General features: G+C 40.7%; 21 protein-coding genes and 1 pseudogene. 12 read left to right on the forward strand and 10 right to left on the reverse strand.

What is annotated here, in order from left to right; translation table 11 throughout:
* Positions 1-256 precede the first annotated feature (256 nt).
* Positions 257-2,029: an SH3 domain-containing protein gene (locus ACAN53_RS12905; RefSeq protein ID WP_379970526.1), complete on the forward strand. Its 1,773-nt coding sequence runs from the start codon at positions 257-259 to the stop codon at positions 2,027-2,029.
* Between the two features lie 57 nt (positions 2,030-2,086).
* Here the strand turns inward: ACAN53_RS12905 and ACAN53_RS12910 are convergent, their stop codons facing one another.
* From ACAN53_RS12910 to ACAN53_RS12920, 3 genes are all read right to left on the reverse strand, one after another.
* Positions 2,087-2,323 carry a hypothetical protein gene (locus tag ACAN53_RS12910; RefSeq protein WP_379970527.1) on the reverse strand — a complete coding sequence of 79 codons (237 nt, stop codon included), beginning with the start codon at positions 2,321-2,323 and terminating at the stop codon, positions 2,087-2,089.
* Between the two features lie 11 nt (positions 2,324-2,334).
* A complete protein-coding gene (locus ACAN53_RS12915) occupies positions 2,335-2,901 on the reverse strand; it encodes an RBBP9/YdeN family alpha/beta hydrolase (protein ID WP_379970528.1) in 567 nt (188 codons plus the stop codon).
* A 251-nt stretch (positions 2,902-3,152) separates the two neighbouring features.
* On the reverse strand, positions 3,153-3,296 hold the full coding sequence (locus tag ACAN53_RS12920; protein ID WP_379970529.1) for a hypothetical protein: 144 nt from the start codon (positions 3,294-3,296) through the stop codon (positions 3,153-3,155).
* 618 nt (positions 3,297-3,914) lie between these two features.
* Here ACAN53_RS12920 and ACAN53_RS12925 point away from each other — a divergent pair.
* The 4 genes and pseudogenes from ACAN53_RS12925 to ACAN53_RS12940 all read left to right on the forward strand — a co-directional run.
* Positions 3,915-4,226, forward strand: a pseudogene (locus ACAN53_RS12925) (3D domain-containing protein); the annotation flags it as partial.
* Positions 4,227-4,303: 77 nt separating this feature from the next.
* A complete protein-coding gene (locus tag ACAN53_RS12930) occupies positions 4,304-4,603 on the forward strand; it encodes a DUF3910 family protein (protein ID WP_379970530.1) in 300 nt (99 codons plus the stop codon).
* Between the two features lie 102 nt (positions 4,604-4,705).
* Positions 4,706-4,951: a YkuS family protein gene (locus ACAN53_RS12935; protein WP_379970531.1), complete on the forward strand. Its 246-nt coding sequence runs from the start codon at positions 4,706-4,708 to the stop codon at positions 4,949-4,951.
* Between the two features lie 178 nt (positions 4,952-5,129).
* On the forward strand, positions 5,130-5,747 hold the full coding sequence (locus ACAN53_RS12940; protein WP_379970532.1) for a YdcF family protein: 618 nt from the start codon (positions 5,130-5,132) through the stop codon (positions 5,745-5,747).
* Positions 5,748-5,805: 58 nt separating this feature from the next.
* Here the strand turns inward: ACAN53_RS12940 and ACAN53_RS12945 are convergent, their stop codons facing one another.
* The 3 genes from ACAN53_RS12945 to garR form a co-directional block, all read right to left on the reverse strand.
* A complete protein-coding gene (locus ACAN53_RS12945; RefSeq protein ID WP_379970533.1) occupies positions 5,806-7,128 on the reverse strand; it encodes a gluconate:H+ symporter in 1,323 nt (440 codons plus the stop codon).
* Between the two features lie 75 nt (positions 7,129-7,203).
* On the reverse strand, positions 7,204-8,649 hold the full coding sequence (locus tag ACAN53_RS12950; protein WP_379970860.1) for a four-carbon acid sugar kinase family protein: 1,446 nt from the start codon (positions 8,647-8,649) through the stop codon (positions 7,204-7,206).
* A 3-nt stretch (positions 8,650-8,652) separates the two neighbouring features.
* On the reverse strand, positions 8,653-9,546 hold the full coding sequence (gene garR, locus ACAN53_RS12955; protein ID WP_379970534.1) for a 2-hydroxy-3-oxopropionate reductase: 894 nt from the start codon (positions 9,544-9,546) through the stop codon (positions 8,653-8,655).
* Between the two features lie 262 nt (positions 9,547-9,808).
* Here garR and ACAN53_RS12960 point away from each other — a divergent pair, with 262 nt between their 5' ends.
* The 3 genes from ACAN53_RS12960 to ACAN53_RS12970 all read left to right on the forward strand — a co-directional run bounded on the left by ACAN53_RS12960 (position 9,809) and on the right by ACAN53_RS12970 (position 15,047).
* A complete protein-coding gene (locus tag ACAN53_RS12960; protein ID WP_379970535.1) occupies positions 9,809-10,438 on the forward strand; it encodes a GntR family transcriptional regulator in 630 nt (209 codons plus the stop codon).
* Positions 10,439-10,684: 246 nt separating this feature from the next.
* A complete protein-coding gene (locus ACAN53_RS12965; RefSeq protein WP_379970536.1) occupies positions 10,685-12,301 on the forward strand; it encodes an SWIM zinc finger family protein in 1,617 nt (538 codons plus the stop codon).
* Complete coding sequence (locus ACAN53_RS12970; protein WP_379970537.1) at positions 12,288-15,047, forward strand: DEAD/DEAH box helicase; 2,760 nt, start codon at positions 12,288-12,290, stop codon at positions 15,045-15,047. Before ACAN53_RS12965 ends, ACAN53_RS12970 begins: the two co-directional genes overlap by 14 nt.
* A gap of 313 nt (positions 15,048-15,360) precedes the next feature.
* Here the strand turns inward: ACAN53_RS12970 and ACAN53_RS12975 are convergent, their stop codons facing one another.
* Positions 15,361-15,969: a nitroreductase family protein gene (locus tag ACAN53_RS12975; RefSeq protein WP_379970538.1), complete on the reverse strand. Its 609-nt coding sequence runs from the start codon at positions 15,967-15,969 to the stop codon at positions 15,361-15,363.
* 137 nt (positions 15,970-16,106) lie between these two features.
* Between ACAN53_RS12975 and ACAN53_RS12980 the strand changes: the two genes are divergently transcribed.
* Positions 16,107-16,331 carry a DUF1659 domain-containing protein gene (locus ACAN53_RS12980; RefSeq protein WP_379970539.1) on the forward strand — a complete coding sequence of 75 codons (225 nt, stop codon included), beginning with the start codon at positions 16,107-16,109 and terminating at the stop codon, positions 16,329-16,331.
* 35 nt (positions 16,332-16,366) lie between these two features.
* Entirely contained in the window at positions 16,367-16,582 is a 216-nt protein-coding gene (locus ACAN53_RS12985) for a DUF2922 domain-containing protein (RefSeq protein WP_379970540.1), read from the forward strand.
* Between the two features lie 33 nt (positions 16,583-16,615).
* Here the strand turns inward: ACAN53_RS12985 and ACAN53_RS12990 are convergent, their stop codons facing one another.
* The 3 genes from ACAN53_RS12990 to ACAN53_RS13000 all read right to left on the reverse strand — a co-directional run bounded on the left by ACAN53_RS12990 (position 16,616) and on the right by ACAN53_RS13000 (position 17,927).
* On the reverse strand, positions 16,616-16,993 hold the full coding sequence (locus ACAN53_RS12990) for a DUF4359 domain-containing protein (RefSeq protein ID WP_379970541.1): 378 nt from the start codon (positions 16,991-16,993) through the stop codon (positions 16,616-16,618).
* Between the two features lie 86 nt (positions 16,994-17,079).
* Positions 17,080-17,574, reverse strand: coding sequence for a DoxX family membrane protein (locus ACAN53_RS12995; protein ID WP_379970542.1), 495 nt, complete (start codon positions 17,572-17,574; stop codon positions 17,080-17,082).
* Positions 17,575-17,759: 185 nt separating this feature from the next.
* Entirely contained in the window at positions 17,760-17,927 is a 168-nt protein-coding gene (locus tag ACAN53_RS13000) for a hypothetical protein (RefSeq protein ID WP_379970543.1), read from the reverse strand.
* A gap of 349 nt (positions 17,928-18,276) precedes the next feature.
* Between ACAN53_RS13000 and ACAN53_RS13005 the strand changes: the two genes are divergently transcribed.
* Both ACAN53_RS13005 and ACAN53_RS13010 read left to right on the forward strand, forming a co-directional pair.
* Complete coding sequence (locus ACAN53_RS13005) at positions 18,277-18,729, forward strand: competence protein ComK (protein WP_379970545.1); 453 nt, start codon at positions 18,277-18,279, stop codon at positions 18,727-18,729.
* Positions 18,730-18,870: 141 nt separating this feature from the next.
* Positions 18,871-19,743, forward strand: coding sequence for an SH3 domain-containing protein (locus tag ACAN53_RS13010; protein WP_379970546.1), 873 nt, complete (start codon positions 18,871-18,873; stop codon positions 19,741-19,743).
* The last annotated feature ends 349 nt before the right edge of the window (positions 19,744-20,092 follow it).

Here is a 20,092-nt window from a genome sequence, read left to right on the forward strand (position 1 = left end):
TTCATTTGCTCTATTTCCTTCCTCTTCCCCTTGTTTCCATACGAATCACTCCATGAAATTTCTATTTTAAAATAGTTTGTCCAACTTCTTCATTTTTATGTTCGAGATGGTAGAAAACGCATTTTATCAGCATTCGTTTATATATACCAATTATTCAATGTATATTGACTCTTAGAGATAGCTATTCTAGTATTTTCTAGGGGTGGAACCCAATATTTTAGTAAAAAAGTATAATAGAAAGGATCGTAATAAAATAATGAAAAATGTTCTCGCCAGCATTGCAGCAGTATCTGTTGTAGGGGGAGCAGTCGCAGATGTAGCACAGGCCGCGCCTGAAGTACAAACTGCCCCTGTCTCAGCAGAAACATCCACACATAGTTTTACGGTACAAGCAGATCTTCTTCATGTCAGAACAGGTCCGAGTACGACAGATGAAATTCTCGGTCACGTGATGCAAGGAGATGCGATCAAGGTTCTTGGAGAGGTGCAAGGTTGGTATCAAGTACAATATAACGGGCAAACGGCTTATGTTAGCAAAGATTTCGTAACAGAAAATGCCGCGAAGCCAGATAACGATTATAAAGTGACTGTATCTTCCCTACGCGTTCGAACAGGTCCAAGTACAAATCATGACGTCATTGGTGGTTTATCAAGAGGCGAAGTGGTCGATATCTTAGGTGAAGTACAAGATTGGTATAAAATTTCATACGAGGGGCAAACGGCCTACGTTAGCAAAGACTATGTATCTCGCACAAATGAAGATACCACGCCGCAAACTTTGCAGTCCGTTGACCAAAATGGTAGTTACATAGTAGATGTTGCCTCCTTACGCGTTCGGACAGGAGCAGCAACCTATTATCCAGTGACCGGAGGTGTGATGCAAGGACAAACGCTTCAAGTAACCGGCATCGAAAACGGTTGGTACAAAATTAATCGAAATGGCAAGGATGGATATGTCAGTGCAAAATATGTAAAATTTGTACCTACTACAACTGATTATTATGTAACCGCAGATGGCCTTAACATCCGAAGCGGCGCTGGTGCAACGTTTGATGTTGTAAACACGATTTCGCACGGTGACAAAGTACAAGTAACTGGCACAGAAAACGGCTGGTTAAAAGTTACCTATAACGGACAAACCGGCTATATTAACAAAAATTATGTATCCCAAACGCCAGTTGAAGTCGCAAAAGCTACGGTAAAAGCAAAAGAACAAGCAAAGGCGGAAAGTACGCCAACTGTTCAGGCAAAGACTGATAGCACGCAAGCCGTTCAAGCAAAACCTGCAGTGAAGGAACAAACAGCAACTGTGCGCGATTATTACGTAACGACAAGCTCGTTAAACGTTAGAAGCGGTGCTGGTACACAATTCGATGCAATCGGCTCTGTATCACTTGGCGACAAAGTACAAGTAACCGGCAGTGAAAACGGTTGGTTGAAAATTACGTACAACGGACAAACCGGCTATATCGGACAAAACTTTGTATCTGAAACAAAAGTAGATACAAGTGCGCAAGCGCAAAGTCCGGCTCCGGCACAAGTACAAGCCAGCCCTGCCCCAGCCAAAACGGAAACAGCAGCACCTGCACAAGCACAAACGCAAGCTCCTGCACCGGCAAAGGCACAAACACAGGCACCAGCGCAAAGCCAAGCAACTCCATCTTCTAATGTGTCAACATTGCTATCTTATGCAAAATCATTAGAAGGTACACCTTATGTATATGGTGGAACAACGCCAAACGGCTTTGATTGCAGTGGTTTTATTTATTACGTTTACCACAAATTTGGCTTCTCATTCGGACGCCAAAGCGCAAATAGTTATTGGAACAGTTTTACGAAAACAAATAACCCACAACCAGGCGATTTCGTATACTTCCAAGGCACGTATAACACAAACGGAGCCTCTCACATGGGTATTTATCTTGGAAATGGAAGCTTTATCAGTGCAGCAGATAACGGGGTTGCCGTTTCTTCTGTAAATAACTCATACTGGAGTGCCCACTTCCTTGGTTATTCAAAGCCGTATTAAAGAATGAAAAAAAGAAGCTAACTATCTATTCATGGATAGTTAGCTTCTTTTGTTTTTTCAAGCTGTTCCGTATGAAATATGATCCGAATCCCCCCGGATATGATCCAAAATCATGCCGATACGATCCGAACCTACTTGACCATAGCTCAAACAAGCTGTTCCCCATGAAATACGATCCAACTCCCATACTTTATGATCCGAATCCCCTCGGATATGATCCAAAACCATACTGATACGATCCGAACCTACTTGACCAGGGCTCAAACAATAGATATCCTCTCTTTTGTACTTCATAATTTGGTTACCTAGATTAGAGCAATTGATTCTTTTAAACTCAAATCTAGTATCAACTGCCAAGGTCCTTGACCTGACTCTGTATTGATATGTCCCATTTTAGGTAGAGTGATATGTGGAATCCCTAAATTTTGATAATATATTGTATCCTCTATGCAGCAGTAAGGATCGTTGGATGATTGAATGATAACTGTTTTTTCTGCCCCGTTTGTGATATCAGATAATCTAGCAGGCAGTGGAAAAAAGGTGTTCACTGCTTCAAAATCTGTATGTAGGGAAGGAGGACTTACAAGTATTGCTTTTTTCCCCTTTCTTTTAGGAGACGATGTTGCATAATGCAACCATAAAATGCAACCTAAGCTGTGGGCAACCACTATCAATTCATCATCTTCTGGAATTTCCGAAAGAATCATGGAGAGGCGCTCTAGCCAATCGTTTTTCATAGGATGATCTGGTTCCGGGAAGTCGGGATAATAGACCTTCTCACCATATTTTATTAGTTCATGATTAAGCCATGTTTGCCAATGGTCAGGACCACTTCCGCCAAGACCATGCAAAATAAGAAAACTCCTGCTCACAAGAAAACCTCCCACATCTTAATTTTACATACCTTTAAATAATAGGAATTTTTAATCTTATTATTATACTATTTGTTTGATATTTCTGCTAATTAGGGTTCTACCTTGCAGTGCTTCCAGATTCTTTTTGAAAAATGAAAAAAGCAGAGATTCCCCAATCTCTGCTTTTCTTCATATATAAAACATACCCCATTAGTTTCTCACGTTCATGTCCTTCGAATTGGCTCCCCAACCAATCTACGACCGATGTATCATTCTCTATAAGCAGCAGAAGACTTCTTCCGTTCGATTTCCGTCTTCTCAGCTTTTTGTAAATCAATTGATGCATGCTCGCGGTGCACAGTAGCTTGACGCTTCAAACAAATATGTTTCCATTTTCGTTCGTATCTTTTCATAGATGTGTTCCCACTCCTATATAAGACGAGTCAATGTGTAACCGCTTCCAAAATTAATTATATCGTATATTAGCAATGAAGACAACCTCTATTTCACGAAAAATTACTAGATTTGTAACGATTTCTTCATAGATTTGATTGAACTCCTCTTGCAAATCGTATTCATGACAAAAAAGACAGGTATATTACATCATTCCTATTATTTCTCCGGAAATAGACATCATCTGCATCTTCTAATGGAGCAGATTAGCCTATGATAGGGCTGCGCTCACATGATATTTCTCAATTTGTTACTTATTACAAGAAATTACACCAGATTACATTTCTGTTTTAATTGTATGATAACGACCGATGGGAGTTCGTATTCTGCTATCATTGGCACGTAGCACGTTACAAGGAGGTATGTATATGAAAAAATTACTTACGATTATAACAGGAGCTATATTTGGAATCGGGTTATTTTCAGCTTCTGCCAATGCATCAACTTTGGTAAATACAGACGGATTAACAATCCAACAAGCAACGGGCATCCATGCTCCGATTAAAAATACATTCACCTATGAACAACCGATGCAAACCCTACAACGAGCAAGTGGAAATGAAAAAAGAACCATTCAAGCACAGCCAGAAGTAAAGGCTGCTACAGAATTGCAAGTTGTTGCAACTGCTTATTGTGCAAGTGAAGCAGGCAATAGCGATCTAACCGCAGCGGGATATGATATTACAAAAAATCCAAGCATGAAGTTGATTGCTGTCGATCCAAAAGTCATTCCACTCGGAACGAAAGTATGGGTGGAAGGTTACGGAGAAGCCATTGCCGGCGACACAGGTGGCAAGATTAAAGGCAATCGAATTGATGTATTAATGCCTTCTATTAACCAAGCAAATCAATGGGGCCGCAAAACAGTAACCGTACGTATATTACAATAGCCGAACGAGCAATCCTTCTTATTTGTGGGGGATTGCTCGTTTTGTATATAATAGATAGAAAAAGGAGCTATACTACCATGCATGTCGATGATATCAAACCAGACTGGGTTGGAACTCCGCGCAAGCACTCGTATGAAGAGAACGGAATCATACATACAGCCATCTCCATCGACTTCTCCCTGCGTGGCGACGATACTCGCTATAAGCTCGTTATACAAATAGAGGGAGAAAACAAACGTTATGAAATTAAGCAATATGGCTCTATCAAAGGTGCACAAAAGCCATTTTTAAAAGATACCGATTATCGTTACGAAAATAAAACCAGCCCTCTAATTGATGCCATTTTGTCTGATCCGTATGTACAGTATTTTTTGTAAACGACCAGACTTTATTCAAAATCAACAATTCTACATCTACTCCATTTACTTTGCATATTTTCTTACAAATGATGCACATTACTGATGGTAGGAGGTGAGAAAATGGCACGTATTGGAGTAGAACAATCCCTAAGTGATGTACAACAAGTGTTACAAGAAAAAGGATATGATGTCATACCATTACGTTCGGAACATGACATACAAGGCTGTGATTGTTGCATAGTTACCGGGCAACATCAAAATGTAATGGGTATTAGCAGCACTTCTATAAAAGGCCCCGTAATTGAAGCAAGCGGTTATACAGCTGATGAGATTTGCAAGCAAGTTGAAGCTTATAACTTAAGTTAATCCAGAAAAAAACAATCGTAAATAGTACGATTGTTTTTTTCTCATCGCGTTTTACTAACTGACTTAAAAAGCAAGTCTTTATCTTTCACACATTGTTGTTTTTATTTTGTTAATTCTTTCTAATATGCAAGCCACTATTACCTAACATATAGTAAAATCTCTCTATAGGGGTGATACGGTGCGTGTTTTACAGAATGTAAAAGTAGTGTGGGTAATGGTTCTCTTCATTCTTTTTACTATAATATATGGAATCGGCTATGTAATAGGACCATTTTTAGTAATAAACGAAGCTCCGCAAAAGGCAGATGCCATTATCGTGCTTAGTGGCGGAGAAAATCGGATTCAAAAAGGAATTGAATTATATAAGCAACAGTATGCACCGTATTTAATTTTATCCAATGCAAACGAAGATAATATGGACGCTTATATCATCGCAAGAAACGTACCAAAACGTTCCGTATTTTTCGAAACAAATGCAGATAGTACATATAAAAATGCTCTCTATACAAAAGAAATTATGACAAAACACCATTTGAAATCTGCTATCGTTGTAACATCGAATTTTCATACAAGAAGAACAAAAATGAATTTTAACAAAGTGTATCAAGGTACCGGCATTTCCTTCACGTATGTTGCAGTAGACACACCTGGTTTTGATCCTCATTCTTGGTGGCAAAGTAAAAACGGCCGCCACATTGTATTTGACGAGTATGTCAAATACATCGGAAATATATTCGGGATTGAAGGAAATGAATCGAAAAAGCCGTTAAATAAAGCTAATAAGTTATTATTTTAGTTATACAAAAGAAAGCTATGACCAGTTGTTTCGCTGATCATAGCTTTCTCATTTTCTATTACTTTATAATCATGTTTAACAATAATACGCCAGCTAGTCCCACCAAAGAAATTATGGTAACCATAACAGACCACGTTTTAATTGTTTTCCCAATGGATAGATTGAAATATTCTTTGTAGATCCAAAATCCTGCATCATTTACGTGTGAGAATGTTAAGCTTCCTGCACCGATTGCTAAGACCATAAGTTCAGGGCTTACATGAGTTGCTCCGATAAGCGGTGCTACTATTCCGGCTGCTGTCATACCAGCTACCGTAGCTGAACCTAGTGCGATACGCAAAACAGCTGCAATGCACCATGCCAATAGGAGCGGTGATAAACTGCTGCCATGCATCATACTCGCAATGTATTTCCCTACTCCGCTGTCAATTAACACTTGTTTGAACGCTCCGCCGCCTGCAATGATTAGTAAGATCATCCCAATGGATGCAACAGAGGTGGAAACGGATTTCATTACGTCTTGCATCTTCTTACCTCGGTTAATTCCAAACGTAAAGATCGCAATAATAATGGAGATGAGCAATGCAACAGCAGGGTCACCTACGAAATTAACAAAAGGTAGTAACGGTGATTTCGGTATAAAGATTTCAATAAAGGCTTGGATTGACATCAAAATGACTGGGAAGATTGCGGTAAATAAGCTAATTCCAAAGCTCGGCATTTCTTCCTCTGTGAACTGTTTCGGGTTAAAGAGTTCTTTCGGAATATTACATTCCAACTCTTCTTTTTTGAAGAATCTTGAATAAACTGGACCTGCTAAGATAACTGCCGGCACTGCAAGCGGAATGCCATATAGTAATGTTTTACCTATGTTCGCATGAAAGATTCCAGCAATCGCTGTCGGACCTGGATGTGGTGGTAAAAATCCGTGGGCCGTAATCAAAGCTGCGACGACAGGCATGCCAATATAAAGTACAGGTAGTTCAGCTGCCGTTGCAATGGTAAATACTAATGGGATTAATACAATGAAGCCTGTTTCATAGAATAGTGCAATTCCTACGATAAAGCCTGATAAAACAGCTGCTGTCTGGATTTGTTTCTTTCCAAATGTAGCAATCAGTGTGGTAGCAATTCGTTGCGCTCCTCCTGAATCTTCCATGAGTTTTCCTAGCATCGCACCAAAGCCTAGCACAAGCGCTAAACTTCCTAGCGTTCCGCCTAAACCTGCTTTCACAGAGGCTATTGCTGCTACAGGAGTCATTCCTTCCATAATCGCAACGGCTAACGAAACTATAATTAATGATATGAAAGCGTTTACTTTAAAAACAATCATTAACCCTAATAGCAATACTATCCCTACACAAATAATAAATATTGGCATACTGTCCCTCTTCCCAATAAAATTTTAGTAAGGTGTAGGATATAGACAGCCATCACTATATCCTACCCTTGTTTTTTAGTTATTTAACAATTCAACTGTTTCTCTTAATGTATCCTTTGTTCCGACATTCCCTGGAAAGATAACATACGCGATGCCTGGAAACTTACTTTCCGCCCCCGTTATCCATACCGGGATGCCTGGCTTAATTTGGCCCGCAACCGTTGCCCGTTGTACCTTCAAACCTTTTGTTCCGACATCACTTGATGTAATGCCACCTTTTGCTACAATATAGTTTGGTCTTGTTTTGATTCTTTGCACAATACTTGTTACTGCATCTGATATTTGCACAGAAAGAAGAAGCTCTTCTTCCTTTTTATTTTCACCTAGGTCCAGTCGTTCTCTTTTTGTATAAACGGCTACCGTTTTGCCTGAGCCAATGAGCTGTTCACATGTCTCTACGACTCTATTGATCTCATTTTGAAACTGGTCAGGCTGCAGGACAAGATGACAGTTGAATTCAATAAACTCAATGAAATTGCATGCTTTCAACTCCTCGAGCTGTTCAGTAGTCTTCTTTACATGCGAGCCAACTATGATAAGTCCCCCATGATTGGTTTCTTCTTTTATAAGTTCAGCTCTCGTTAATAATGCCTTGTCGCTCACACCGCCAAGTACTTTCGTTAAAGCCGCCGCACTTCTATATAGAAAGTGTTTCCCTGCTTTGATGGCGCGTATGAGAGCAATCGTAACAATTTTAACATCCACATAATCGACTGCGTTCACTACTACTTTATTAAAATCGTGCACCGCAAGGAATTGCTTCGTAATGGCTTCTATATCCAACGCTCGAATACTTTCTAGAGATATGTAAGTTGTATGTTCAGCCGTAAATTCGCCATTTGATTTTTCCTCAATCCATTCACCTAAATGCGATTTTGTATAACCAAATGTTCGATCCTTTGCAAATTCCGTTTCGCCAGCTGGTACCAAATCATCCCCGTACTGAACATAGTGGATATTATCAATCGTAAAGCGGCCGCCTTCTTTAAAGAACGGTAGCAAAACTTCTCCATCAAACGTATAATCTGATTTTGATTCGATCGTTTCCTTGATGACGCTTGTTTCCAGTGGATAATGACCTCTTAACGTCGAATCGCCGCGGCTAATGATAATAAAGTCTTTCTTTACTTTACTAGAAACTTCTAAAATAGTAGCAGCAATTTCTCTATGAACCTTCTCTGTTTCAGCTGCAGTAAATCCTCTAGAATTCGTAAGGATGAAAAACATCGCATTGCTTTCGAGAAATCCCTTTTCAATACTATCCACCGACCAGTCTGTATAGACGGATATGTCATGAATGGTTTGTACACCCGTTGGATCGTCATCGAGCACGATAATTTTTTTATCTAAATCTAGTAATTCTTTTTCATACATTTTATTTACAAGATCTATATCTACTGCTGGTATGCTACTAAAAACATCCTTTGCTACTCTCTTTTCATGATGCGAAAGGGTACTCATCATTTATGCTCTCCCCACTTCCACATGTGCAAGTTTTTCATAATATTGTACGATACCGCCATGGTCATCCGTCGCTTTTCCATCCACCTTCAAGGCATGGAGGATTTCTAAAAGCTGACTGCTGAGTGGAAGCGGAACATCCATTTCATGTGCGGTTTCCATCACATTTGTAATATCTTTCAGATTAATATCAATTCTGCCGCCTGCTACGAAGTTTCGATCCAGAATTAACGGAACCTTTGCATCGAGCACCGTGCTTCCTGCAAGTCCTCCTCTGATTGCGTGGTACATCTTTTCAATATCAATTCCAGCCTTTGCCGCAAGTACAAGTGCTTCCGACATCGCTGCAATATTTAAATTTACGATAATTTGATTGGCTAATTTTGCAGTTGTGCCGCATCCATTTTCCCCTACTAAGGTAACATCTTTTCCCATGCTGTGAAGCAAAGGTAGGGAACTTTCAAACACTTCCTTCTTGCCACCAACCATAATAGCAAGCGTACCATCGATTGCCTTCGGCTGACCGCCGCTCACCGGCGCATCTAGCATTTCCACACCTTTTTTTGCAACCTCACTCGCAATTTGCTTCGAAACAACAGGAGTAATCGAACTCATATCGATAATGACTGTTCCTTCTTTGGCGCCGCGTATCACTCCGTTTTCACCTAAAACAACTTCCTGTACATGCTTAGAGGCCGGAAGCATCGTAATAATGAAATCACTCATCTCCCCTACTTCTTTTGGAGAGTTGGCCGCAGCAGCTCCTGCTTGAACGAGATTTTCGACTGCTTCTTTATTCAAATCGTAAACGGTTACATCGTAGCCCGCCTTAAGTAAATTTAATGACATAGGTCGTCCCATAATCCCTAACCCTATAAATCCAATTTTCTTATTCAAAATGATTTCCTCCAATTCTACATGTAGTAAGTTTCAATAAATCAAGCGCTTACAAAACACGCTACTTTAATCACACTCTTGCTTGTTTAGTATGTCTATATTGTACACATAAAGTTAAATGTTGTATACAATTTATATTAATTTGTATACAAAGATTTTTATTTTTCGTAATAAACGTTGATTGAACAGCCTAATACCTTTGAATAAAACTGGTATTGTCTATATAATTTAGGTGAGAGAAAGCAAGAATGAGGTGAATCATATGTCACACAATATAGAAAAAACAAGTCTCGCTTATAAGCAATCCTATGAAACGATTCGAGATATGATCCTACATGGTAAGATTGAACATGGAACCAAAATTGTAGAGGAAAAACTCGCAGCAGAACTTGGTGTGAGTCGAACGCCAATCCGAGAATCGATTCGAAGATTAGAACAAGAGGGGCTCATTTCAAATAAAAGGGTAGTAAGCCCAACTGAAAAAGATTTGCGAAATATGTTTCAAGTTCGCATATTATTGGAAGGGTTTTCAGCAAAATGTGCTGCTATGTACCTTAACGAAGCAGCATTGAAATCTCTTGAAGAATGTGTGGAAATCGGAAGAAAAGGAACGCTTGAAGAAATTATGAAAGCGAACGAAGACTTTCACGCCATCATTGTAAACGCAAGTAATAATCCGGTCATGATTAATATGATTGATCGTATGCAATCCATCATATATTTATTTAGACATACCGTTGTGTATTACAACCGACCTTTTTTAATAGATGAACATGAAAAAATATATGAAGCGATTAAAGCAAGAGACGGTGCATCTGCGGAACTTCTTATGAAACAACACTTAGAAGCAGACTTGGACTATTGCCTACATTTACTAAGCGACAAAATTTAATACAAGAGATTCCCGTTCATTACCGTCAGAGAGTTTTTTTCACTCTGGCGGGCACGAATCCTACTAAATCGTCCCCCTCCTAACTCATGAATGTGACCACTGAAACCATAGTACTTTTTCAGTGGCTTTCCAAAAATCTACATCGTTTTTTTCTACTCCTTTGTAAATTCGGTTATAATGATAAGATAAGGATTTCTTTCATTCTCAACAGTAGATGAAAGTGCGGAATGACGATGGAGGAGTTTTATGTTACAGGATTCAATTGGTAAAGATGATGTGCTGGAGATTGTGGATCGTATTATCGAAAGAATGGATCCAGCGTCTGAGGCAGATCGGTTGATGATGGCGAGTGGGTTACATTTATATCGGCAGGGTCTTGTGTATAATGTGTACTTGGAAGATGATGTGCTAAAGGGAACCGTGTCCAGTGAGGGTACCGTTTGTTCGGTTGAACTGCCCATTTCAAACGTTGATGGAAGTGTTTGCACTTGCTTTCAAGATGGATATTGTGAGCATGAGATTGCTGTTTTATTTTACACAGCAGCAAGCTTTGGTCTTGTTGGAGAAGTGATGAAGCGGTTTAAGGAAAAGAACAAGCCGACTTTACCTAAATTAAAAACAGCAAAGCAGCTCCTGCAATCTTCTATTTACGAGGAAAAGGATCCGAGCAGCTGGCATACGTATTTTCAAAGAGACTTCGATTCTTTTCTTGCAGAGCAGAATCGATATCCATTTCGACAATCATATCTTCTTATTAACCTATTTGAAGATTTATACATGAAACTAACGCGCAAGGCACCGCGCGTAGCTGTTTTGCGTGAACTATTTGAATTACATGCAGCTCTGTTTTGTTTTGAGCGCTTACTTGAAATTGCGGAGGATTTTGAAAACAAACATATCCATTCATACTATAAACCAGCCTCGATTGCCCAGCGTTTCGTAGAGGAAGCCACGATGATTATTCATAAACTAGCGAGTGATTCCATTCCACTTGCATACGATGAAATATTTACTGCAACTGGGCAAATCGTTCATACATTATTTTTTTCCTACACCGATTACATACAGGAACGATTCTTTTTGTATCGTGAAATTTGGGACGAATTGCTTCGCCGGGATTTATGGATAGAGGAAGAGCGAGCACGCATTGCAACGAAACCAGACCAGCTTTTACAAACGTTAGCGTATGCACATCTTGCTTTTTTACAAAGACAAGATGAAGTAGCTATGCAGCAACTTGATTCGCAATCCTATCTACTTGTAGAATTATATTTCTACTGGTTAGATGAAGTTTGCGCCAAGCTAGAATGGGATCGCGTGAAACATTGGCTTTCCTTTACTTATCAAAAGCTGAAGATTTATTTAGAAAAAGAAGAAAACGTGTACAAAAAACGAGATTTAGTTCGTTTCTACCTTTCCACCTATTCGCAATTTGCCGAAGAAACCAATGAAGAGCCCGGTTATGAAATGGTGATCCAGGATCTTCTTCCCTATAGTTTCTATGAATACGATCAATATTTACTAGAAAAAAAACAGTACCGTACGTGGACGGAACTCCAAATGTTCATGGGCTATGAAACGATTGAATCCTTGCGGGGTACATTAAAGGAAATCGAAAAAGAGGAGCAGGATGCTGTGCTTCCTCTCTATCATCATGCGGTCATGCAAACCGTACAACAAAAAAATAGACAGTCGTACCGCATCGCTGTCCGGTATTTAAAACGCCTTCGCATTCTTTATAAAAAATTGAAGCGGCAGGCAGAATGGAATGCATACATTACGGTGTTATCCAAAACCTTCTCCCGCCTGCGTGCATTTCAAGAAGAATTACGGAAAGGAAAGTTAATCGATGATGACAGATAATATTACTCTTCGGCTCGAGCAACTACCTGAGGGTTGGTTCCTATGGGGAGAAAATGACAACAAGAAAATCATCGAACCCTATATATGGCAGCATGATGCATTCACATGGCATTCAACAACCTTCTTCGGTACATTCGTAAAGGAAATCCATCACGACCGAAAAAACGGGTTTTTCCTTACGTCTAAGCAAGCGCTCGAGTTCGTCGCGACAATGCCGCATAACTCCTTTTCCCTAATTACCTATGATCCAGAACTTACTCGCATCCATGAGCAAGCACAAGTGCTATGGACCGATTTTACAGAAAGCAGCTTTATCCCGGATATGGACAGATGGAACGACGAAGTAGCCTGGACATCCCATCAAGCCGGAAAGCTTGAGCCTATGCTATCCCTTCTTTTTTCCCAAGCAATCAATGAAACGTTACAATCCGAAGAACCGCAAAATGAGGAATGGGAACGGGCAGCACGCTTATTTGAGCATCCATACTTTGCAAAGAAGCTGCTTACAATCGCGGTAAATGAAGCAGATTGGCTAACGAAAATCGGTTATTTAGAAGATGACTTACCTTTCACAATCGGACTTCGTCTACTAGAACCGCAGGAAGAATTCGAATTATGGAAGCTAGAGACAATCCTGCAGCCAAAGCGCGGGCAAAAAACGTATGTCTTCACGGACGAAGCCTCATTACCAAAACGGTGGAAGAACTACTATGATAACATTATCCAAACGTACAATGGATGGGAAAAACTTGTGCCGTGGCTTATCGAAGAAGGAGATCTTCGGCATGAATTATATGAATCCGAGGCGTGGAAATTTCTTACTGAAGCAAGTAATGAGCTGTTAGCTGCAGGGGTCGACATTCTCCTTCCTTCTTGGTGGCAGCAGCTAAAAGCAACGAAGTTTTCTCTTCGCGCCAAAGTAAAAGCAGACAGTAAAAGTAACGGGGAATCCTTCTTCGGCATGAATACAATTGTCGAATTCGACTGGCGTATTTCTACAGAGGGTGCCGAATTTTCTGAAGATGAATTTCGTTCCCTTATGCAGCAAAACCGCCATCTACTCAATATAAATGGGCAGTGGATTAAGCTCGATCCAGAATTTATCGAACGAATGAAGAAGCTCATGAATAAAGCAGAGCGACGCGGCTTAGAGATGAAAGATTTGCTGCAGCAAGAACTCCTGCGCGGTACGGAGTCGCAGCAAGTCAATGAGGACGAAAATCCGTTTTCTGAAATTGAAATCGAACTAGATGCCTATTATGAAAATGTTCTCTCCCGCCTAACAGAGGTTGGAAACATTCCATCTCGTAGCATTCCTGAAAATTTACATGCAGAACTGCGTCCTTATCAGCATGTCGGCATCGAATGGCTTCTCTATCTACGTGACCTTGGCTTTGGCGCACTTCTCGCCGATGATATGGGACTTGGAAAAACATTAACAACCATCGCTTACCTGCTCTACATTAAAGAGCATGGCTTAGCAAAAGGACCTGCACTCGTCATTGCGCCGACATCTGTACTTGGCAACTGGCAGAAAGAATTCGAACGATTTGCACCCGATTTATCCATCGGTCTATATTACGGCGCAAACCGAGATCGCGGGGAACACTTTCTCCCATCACTTACCGGTCAAGACGTCATCCTAACGTCCTATGCCCTTGCTAATTTAGATAGCGAAGAGCTTTCTTCTTACAAATGGAGCAGTGTAATCATCGACGAAGCCCAAAACATAAAGAACTCACAAACGAAGCAATCGCGGGCAGTTCGTAAATTGGATGCATGGCACAAGGTTGCCTTAACCGGAACACCAATGGAAAACCGTCTTTCTGAGCTATGGGCCATTTTCGACTTTTTAAATCGCGGCTATCTCGGCAGCCTATCTACATTTCAAAGTCGTTTCGTCGCACCGATTGAAAAAGACCGCGACGAAGCAAAAATTCAGCAGCTAAAGCGCCTCATCTCCCCGTTCCTTCTTCGCCGAACGAAGCAGGACCCAGATGTCGCACTCAATCTGCCTGACAAACAAGAACAAAAAGAATACTGCGCACTCACTACCGAGCAAGCAGCACTTTATGAGCAAATGGTGCAGGATACTTTAACAAATGTAAAACATCTATCCGGCATCGAACGGCGCGGCTTTATTTTACTCATGCTAAACAAACTAAAGCAAATCTGTAATCATCCAGCTTTGTACTTAAAAGAAGAGCAACCTAAGCACTTAATCGAGCGCTCCATGAAAATGCAAAAACTGTTGGAGCTAATTGACACCATCCATGAACAGGGTGAAAGCTGCCTCATCTTTACCCAGTACATCCGCATGGGAAATATGTTAAAGCAGCTACTAGAAGCTAAAACCGGAAAACCGGTGCTATTCCTAAACGGAAGCATCCGCAAAGCCGACCGCGACAAAATGATCAACGGCTTCCAAAGCGGAGAATATAGCACCTTTATATTATCGTTAAAAGCTGGCGGCACCGGCCTCAACCTAACCGCCGCCAACCACGTCATCCACTATGACCGTTGGTGGAACCCAGCCGTCGAAAACCAAGCAACCGACCGCGCATACCGAATCGGCCAAAAACGATTCGTACACGTGCACAAACTCATATCAAGCGGAACCTTGGAAGAAAAAATTGACGAAATGCTAGAAAAAAAACAATCGCTGAATGATGCAATTATCACAAGTGATAACTGGATAACCGAACTTACAACAGATGAGTTGAAGGACTTGCTTGGGGTAGGTTGATGTTTAGGAAGAGTGCTGCGGGGCAGCGCTCTTTTTTTGGTTAGAGTTGGGTGGTAGCAGTAGTCGTCGGCCTTCATCGTTTGGATCATATCCTCACGATTTCCGATCATATTCCTTTGGTTTTGGATCATATATTTGGTAGTTCGGATCATACCTGTTTTGGGATTACTCTTTTTTCAGTCGAACCCCGGCGTTCGGATCATATCTGTTTCAGCTTTCCCTCTATATTCAGTCGGTCTCCAATCCTCACGTCTTCGCCCGCAAAAAAGCCCCCGCTTGTTACAAGCGAAGGCTCCTTTCTACCTCTTATTTCTTATTTCTCCACTTTCCCGTAAAACACAACATCTTCTAGCGGTTTTCTCGTGTTCGGCTCTTCTCTTTCTTGTAGTCGTTCATCGAGGGCTTCTTTGTCGCCGCGGTATCCGATCGCAATGACGGCATGAACTTCGTACGATTCTGGCAAATTCGTTGCTGTACGCGCTTGCTCCCGGTCAAATCCGCCGATAGCGTGGGTGCTGAGTCCAAGAATAGTTGCTTGCAGCGCAAGATTTGCCCAGGCAGCCCCTGCATCAAAGGCATGTGCACGATTCGGATCGCCATTTTCACGAAGCGTATCAGATGCAATTAGCAAAAGCACCGGAGCCTTGTCAGCCCATGCCAAGTTAAATGGATTTAAAAATTCACGGAACGTCTTCAAGTCTTCCTCTGACTTTGCCACGATAAATCGCCACGGCTGATCATTAAAAGAAGAAGCTGCCCAGTGCGCCGCCTCTAGCACACGGCTTACATCAGCATCCGAAACCGGACGATCTGCAAAGGAACGCGGGGACCATCGATTTAAAAACAGCGGACTTACCTCATTGACAGACTTACGATTTTCCTTCACTTCTGCAGATAACTCTTGAACAAGATTCACACTCATTGTATACCCTCTTTTCATATAGGTTTATTTTGAATGTATCATAGCATAAAAATTTGAATAATTCGAATAATTTTACTTCTTCTTCCCCACTTTTTCCTCCCTCCCCTTTATTTATTAAGTGAAGGGAGGTGATACAAATGGCAGCACAAGCAGCGGTTTCAGATACGAGTGTACGTTTAGTATTAAATGCGGGAACGAGCACAAGCGGAAAGGCAATCATGAAGAACAAGGTGTATCGGTTCGTGAAGGTTGACGCTCCGGCAGATAAGGTGCTTACAGTTGCAACGGCGTTAGCATCACTTCAAGGTTTTCCACTTGATGGCGTACAAACAATTAGTACAGCAGATGTAATCCAGCTGTAAAAAGAGATTTAGCTACGAAAAGGAGGTGAAATCGCATGATCGTTCTCGAACTGCAATTTTTAAAAGAAGACGGGAAAGTCGTAACATTCACAGTCGATCAACCAACCACGCCTGTTGATAAGGTAAAAGTAAATGCAGTAATGGATACCATTTTAACATCTGATGTATTCCGCCACCTTGGCACGAATGCCCGTAAGAAAGGTGCACGTCTAATCGAACGCACGGTTAACGATGTCAATATTCTAGCCTAATAGAAAAGGAGCTGCCTCGGCAGCTCCTTTTTTTCATTTCGGCGCAGACAACAGAAAGAACTGATTCGCGATTCCGAGTGTGACGTACGTATACGTTTTTCCAGCAATGGTGTATTCAGTAGTGAATACAGACCAGAGTGCATAATCCGTTCTTGTCGTGTACATAGCAAGCAAATGACCAATCTGCGGTTGTACAACCTTTTCCGTGAGCTGCTTGCCCATCTTTGCCAGCTCGCCCCATACACTGCTTGGATCCTCTGTAGCCGTTTTTTCAAGCGACTGATGAAAGGAGCTATTTTGCACAAATTGCTGGGAAGCCCATGCAACATATTTCTCTTGCGTTGGATTGCTACTTCCGAAATAAAAGACAACCGCTAGAAACAAAGCGATGAACAACAATTTGCGTATCATAAGCTACCCCTTCCTATGTTTCCTATAAAATAAACATATGAAAGAAGCCCCAAAAATAAAACAAGCAGCTGCCCACGCGCAACTGCTTACATCGAATTGGAATTATGAATTCTTCTTTTGACGTTCCCAATAATCCAACCGTCGATGCCGATTCTACCAGCATTCTCTCGGGTTTTTAATAGAAACAGAGAGAATAAAATCATTTGTGGATTGATCATAAGAGATCCAGATAATAAATACATAAAATTAAAAGTAAGGGCAATATACAAAGCACGGCGTGTAAACGTGCCACTGATTAAAGCAATCCCAACAAATAATTCCGAAACCGGAACGAGGTAGTTAATCACGTCAACGTTCGGTAAAAAGAACGTTTTTACAAAAAAAGCCCACCAATTTTGCACCGCAGCATCCATACCCGTAAGTTTCGCTTTCTCTACGGCACCCTTCAAAAATACAGTTGCATCAAACGTTTTACTAGATATCTTTCCTGATCCCTGTAGCATCCAAGTAATACCTAGATATATGCGAATAAGCATCAGAAAAAAAGCAATCTTCCCATTCTTTTGTAGAAAATCCTTCACCCAGAAATCCACCCCCATAGTCTATTATCTTTATGGTAGGAAAGAATATCACATGAGTCAATGGATTCTGCAAAAAATGTCGTTTACTCATTACTTACAAAATCACCAAAAACAAGCGTATCCTTCAGTGGCATTGCAACTTTTCTACCTATTTCATAATGTCATAGCATGCAATACTTCCTACTTTACATTACCAATTGTGTCTGAACTGAACTAGGAGCAGCATTAACTGTATCTGAATGTACTTTTTGTTTAAAATACGTGTTTCCTAATACAATAGCAATCACTGCAGCAACCACAATTACAGCTGCAATAACATTAAACAGCATTTGTTTTTTCTTATCATTCACCATATTCACTCCTCTCCCTTCGTTACATATTTATAATAGCAATGTTTGAAATAATATACAAAAGTAATCAATTCTTGAAACTATGGTTTTTTTATACTGTTAAAACTTTATCCTCATCTGTTCTTTTTAAAGAACCAAATAGTAAAATAATAGAATTTAAATATATTTTAATTATACTAGAATATTTAGGAAATACAACTAATTTATTGTCATAAAATCGTCAAATTTTATATAAAATATTACTTTTCAAACAAAGATTTACAAATATATCCAATAAATTCATATCCCTTTAATATACAGTGAATATTTCCCATTTAAAATGGTATTAACCAAGCTAAAAGGAGGACGAAGTGTGAACCAGCATTTCATTACCGGAAATACAATGGCGTTGCAGCATTTCGCACATTCCCATTACAAAACAAAGATTTGGGATACAAGTGGGATATTCTATTCCACCTTAACGTGCACGGAATTACTAAATGAAGCTTGTCTTCGTACAGGGACTAGCTTTCAAGGAAAGCGGGAAGCAATCAAAACACTTCTTTCATTTAAGCATAATATTCCCGTCCCCATCTGTTTTGAGCAAGGCATATGTGCCATCCCTTCTAGTTCCTCACAAAAGTGGGACTGCATCTGGTACTTCTACGCACATATAAAAGATATGAAACGTCAAGGCAAGCAAACACTCCTGCAATTCCATAACAACGATGAACTCCTTCTGAACGAAAGCATCTATAAAACAAGACAACAGATCTTTAAAGCTGCCCACATTTTAAATCATTTTAAAATAGTAGGAAGGGCATAAACGTAGAGAAGTGGCTCAATCCATCGAGTCACTTTTTTTGTATTTTCATACAATCTTGTTATATATTTGACTAGCTTTATGCTACTACTAACTAACATACTAGCAATCAAACTAGCAATTTTCACACTAGGGGGAACGTTTTTGGACACACGAACAATTTTAGCTTCTACAATTGCACTAGCAAGTTTACCTGTCATTACAGAGGAAGTTCATGCTAGTGGTAACACTAATGGATCTGTAAATGTAGACTTTCTAAATGTAAGAACAGGTCCTAGCACCAATTTCACCATTTTGGATGTACTACAAAGACAAAGTAACGTAACGATAACCGGAGAAAACGGAAATTGGTACGCCATTTCCTACAACAACCAAACTGCCTACGTAAACAAACGATATATTACAGTATCCAATACGAACTACCAGGTAACGGCAGATATACTCCGTGTTCGAAGCGGTGAAGGAACTACTTTCTCAATATTAGGCCGTTTACAGCAAGATGATACCATTCAAGTCGAATCTGAAAACAATGGATGGTGCAAAATAACCTATAACAATCAAACCGGTTATGTCAGCAAAACCTATCTAGCCCCTATTGGGAGCACGGCCAAGGCTGCCCCATCACCAATTTTTCGCTTTCCTACCACTGGAGCCATCACAAGTGGGTACGGACCAAGAGCAGGCGGATTCCACCACGGCATTGATATTGCAACGCCCGGAACAGTCCAAATACATGCATCCGCAGCAGGAACCGTAAACAGATCTTATTACTCAACCAGCTATGGAAACGTCGTCTTTCTTACCCATTCCATAAACGGACAAATGTACACAACCGTATACGCTCACATGAGAAACCGCTACGTAAACGAAGGAGACACCGTCTACGAAGGTCAACTACTCGGATACATGGGAAGCACCGGAGACGCCACCGGTCAGCACCTACATTTTGAATTACATACAGGACCGTGGAATATAAACAAAACAAATGGGGTCAACCCCTTACCTTATTTTCGTTAATAGAAGAACGCCTACGACTCATATTGGTCGTAGGCGTTCTCTTCTTTTGGTCCTCTCCGGTTCTAACTCTGGTACGGCTGGCGGGGCCGCCGTTACATGCGGAAGTTCCGCCGTTATTTCCTTTGGGACCGCCGTTAAACGGGGGGATTCCGCCTTTATTTGTTCCTGCTCCTTCTTTTCTTCTCTCTATTCTGGCGGGTCGCCGTTACATTCGAAAGTTCCGCCGTTATTTCCTTCGAGGCCGCCGTTAAACGGGAGGATTCCGCCTTTATTTGTTCCTACTCCTTCTTTTTCTTCTCTCTATTCTGGCGGGTCCGCCGTTACATTCGAAAGTTTCGCCGTTATTTCC

Origin of the sequence: Ectobacillus soli (genome assembly GCF_042610425.1) — a bacterium.
In the GTDB taxonomy this organism is placed as follows: Bacteria; Bacillota; Bacilli; order Bacillales; family Bacillaceae_G; genus Ectobacillus.

Coding starts and splice junctions, on each gene's coding strand:
- ACAN53_RS12905 (WP_379970526.1), top strand. CDS start 257: ATGAAAAATGTTCTCGCCAGCATTGCAGCAGTATCTGTTGTAGGGGGA.
- ACAN53_RS12910 (WP_379970527.1), bottom strand. CDS start 2,323: ATGAAGTACAAAAGAGAGGATATCTATTGTTTGAGCCCTGGTCAAGTA.
- ACAN53_RS12920 (WP_379970529.1), bottom strand. CDS start 3,296: ATGAAAAGATACGAACGAAAATGGAAACATATTTGTTTGAAGCGTCAA.
- ACAN53_RS12930 (WP_379970530.1), top strand. CDS start 4,304: ATGCATGTCGATGATATCAAACCAGACTGGGTTGGAACTCCGCGCAAG.
- ACAN53_RS12935 (WP_379970531.1), top strand. CDS start 4,706: ATGGCACGTATTGGAGTAGAACAATCCCTAAGTGATGTACAACAAGTG.
- ACAN53_RS12945 (WP_379970533.1), bottom strand. CDS start 7,128: ATGCCAATATTTATTATTTGTGTAGGGATAGTATTGCTATTAGGGTTA.
- ACAN53_RS12950 (WP_379970860.1), bottom strand. CDS start 8,649: ATGAGTACCCTTTCGCATCATGAAAAGAGAGTAGCAAAGGATGTTTTT.
- ACAN53_RS12960 (WP_379970535.1), top strand. CDS start 9,809: ATGTCACACAATATAGAAAAAACAAGTCTCGCTTATAAGCAATCCTAT.
- ACAN53_RS12965 (WP_379970536.1), top strand. CDS start 10,685: ATGTTACAGGATTCAATTGGTAAAGATGATGTGCTGGAGATTGTGGAT.
- ACAN53_RS12970 (WP_379970537.1), top strand. CDS start 12,288: ATGATGACAGATAATATTACTCTTCGGCTCGAGCAACTACCTGAGGGT.
- ACAN53_RS12975 (WP_379970538.1), bottom strand. CDS start 15,969: ATGAGTGTGAATCTTGTTCAAGAGTTATCTGCAGAAGTGAAGGAAAAT.
- ACAN53_RS12980 (WP_379970539.1), top strand. CDS start 16,107: ATGGCAGCACAAGCAGCGGTTTCAGATACGAGTGTACGTTTAGTATTA.
- ACAN53_RS12985 (WP_379970540.1), top strand. CDS start 16,367: ATGATCGTTCTCGAACTGCAATTTTTAAAAGAAGACGGGAAAGTCGTA.
- ACAN53_RS12990 (WP_379970541.1), bottom strand. CDS start 16,993: ATGATACGCAAATTGTTGTTCATCGCTTTGTTTCTAGCGGTTGTCTTT.
- ACAN53_RS13000 (WP_379970543.1), bottom strand. CDS start 17,927: ATGGTGAATGATAAGAAAAAACAAATGCTGTTTAATGTTATTGCAGCT.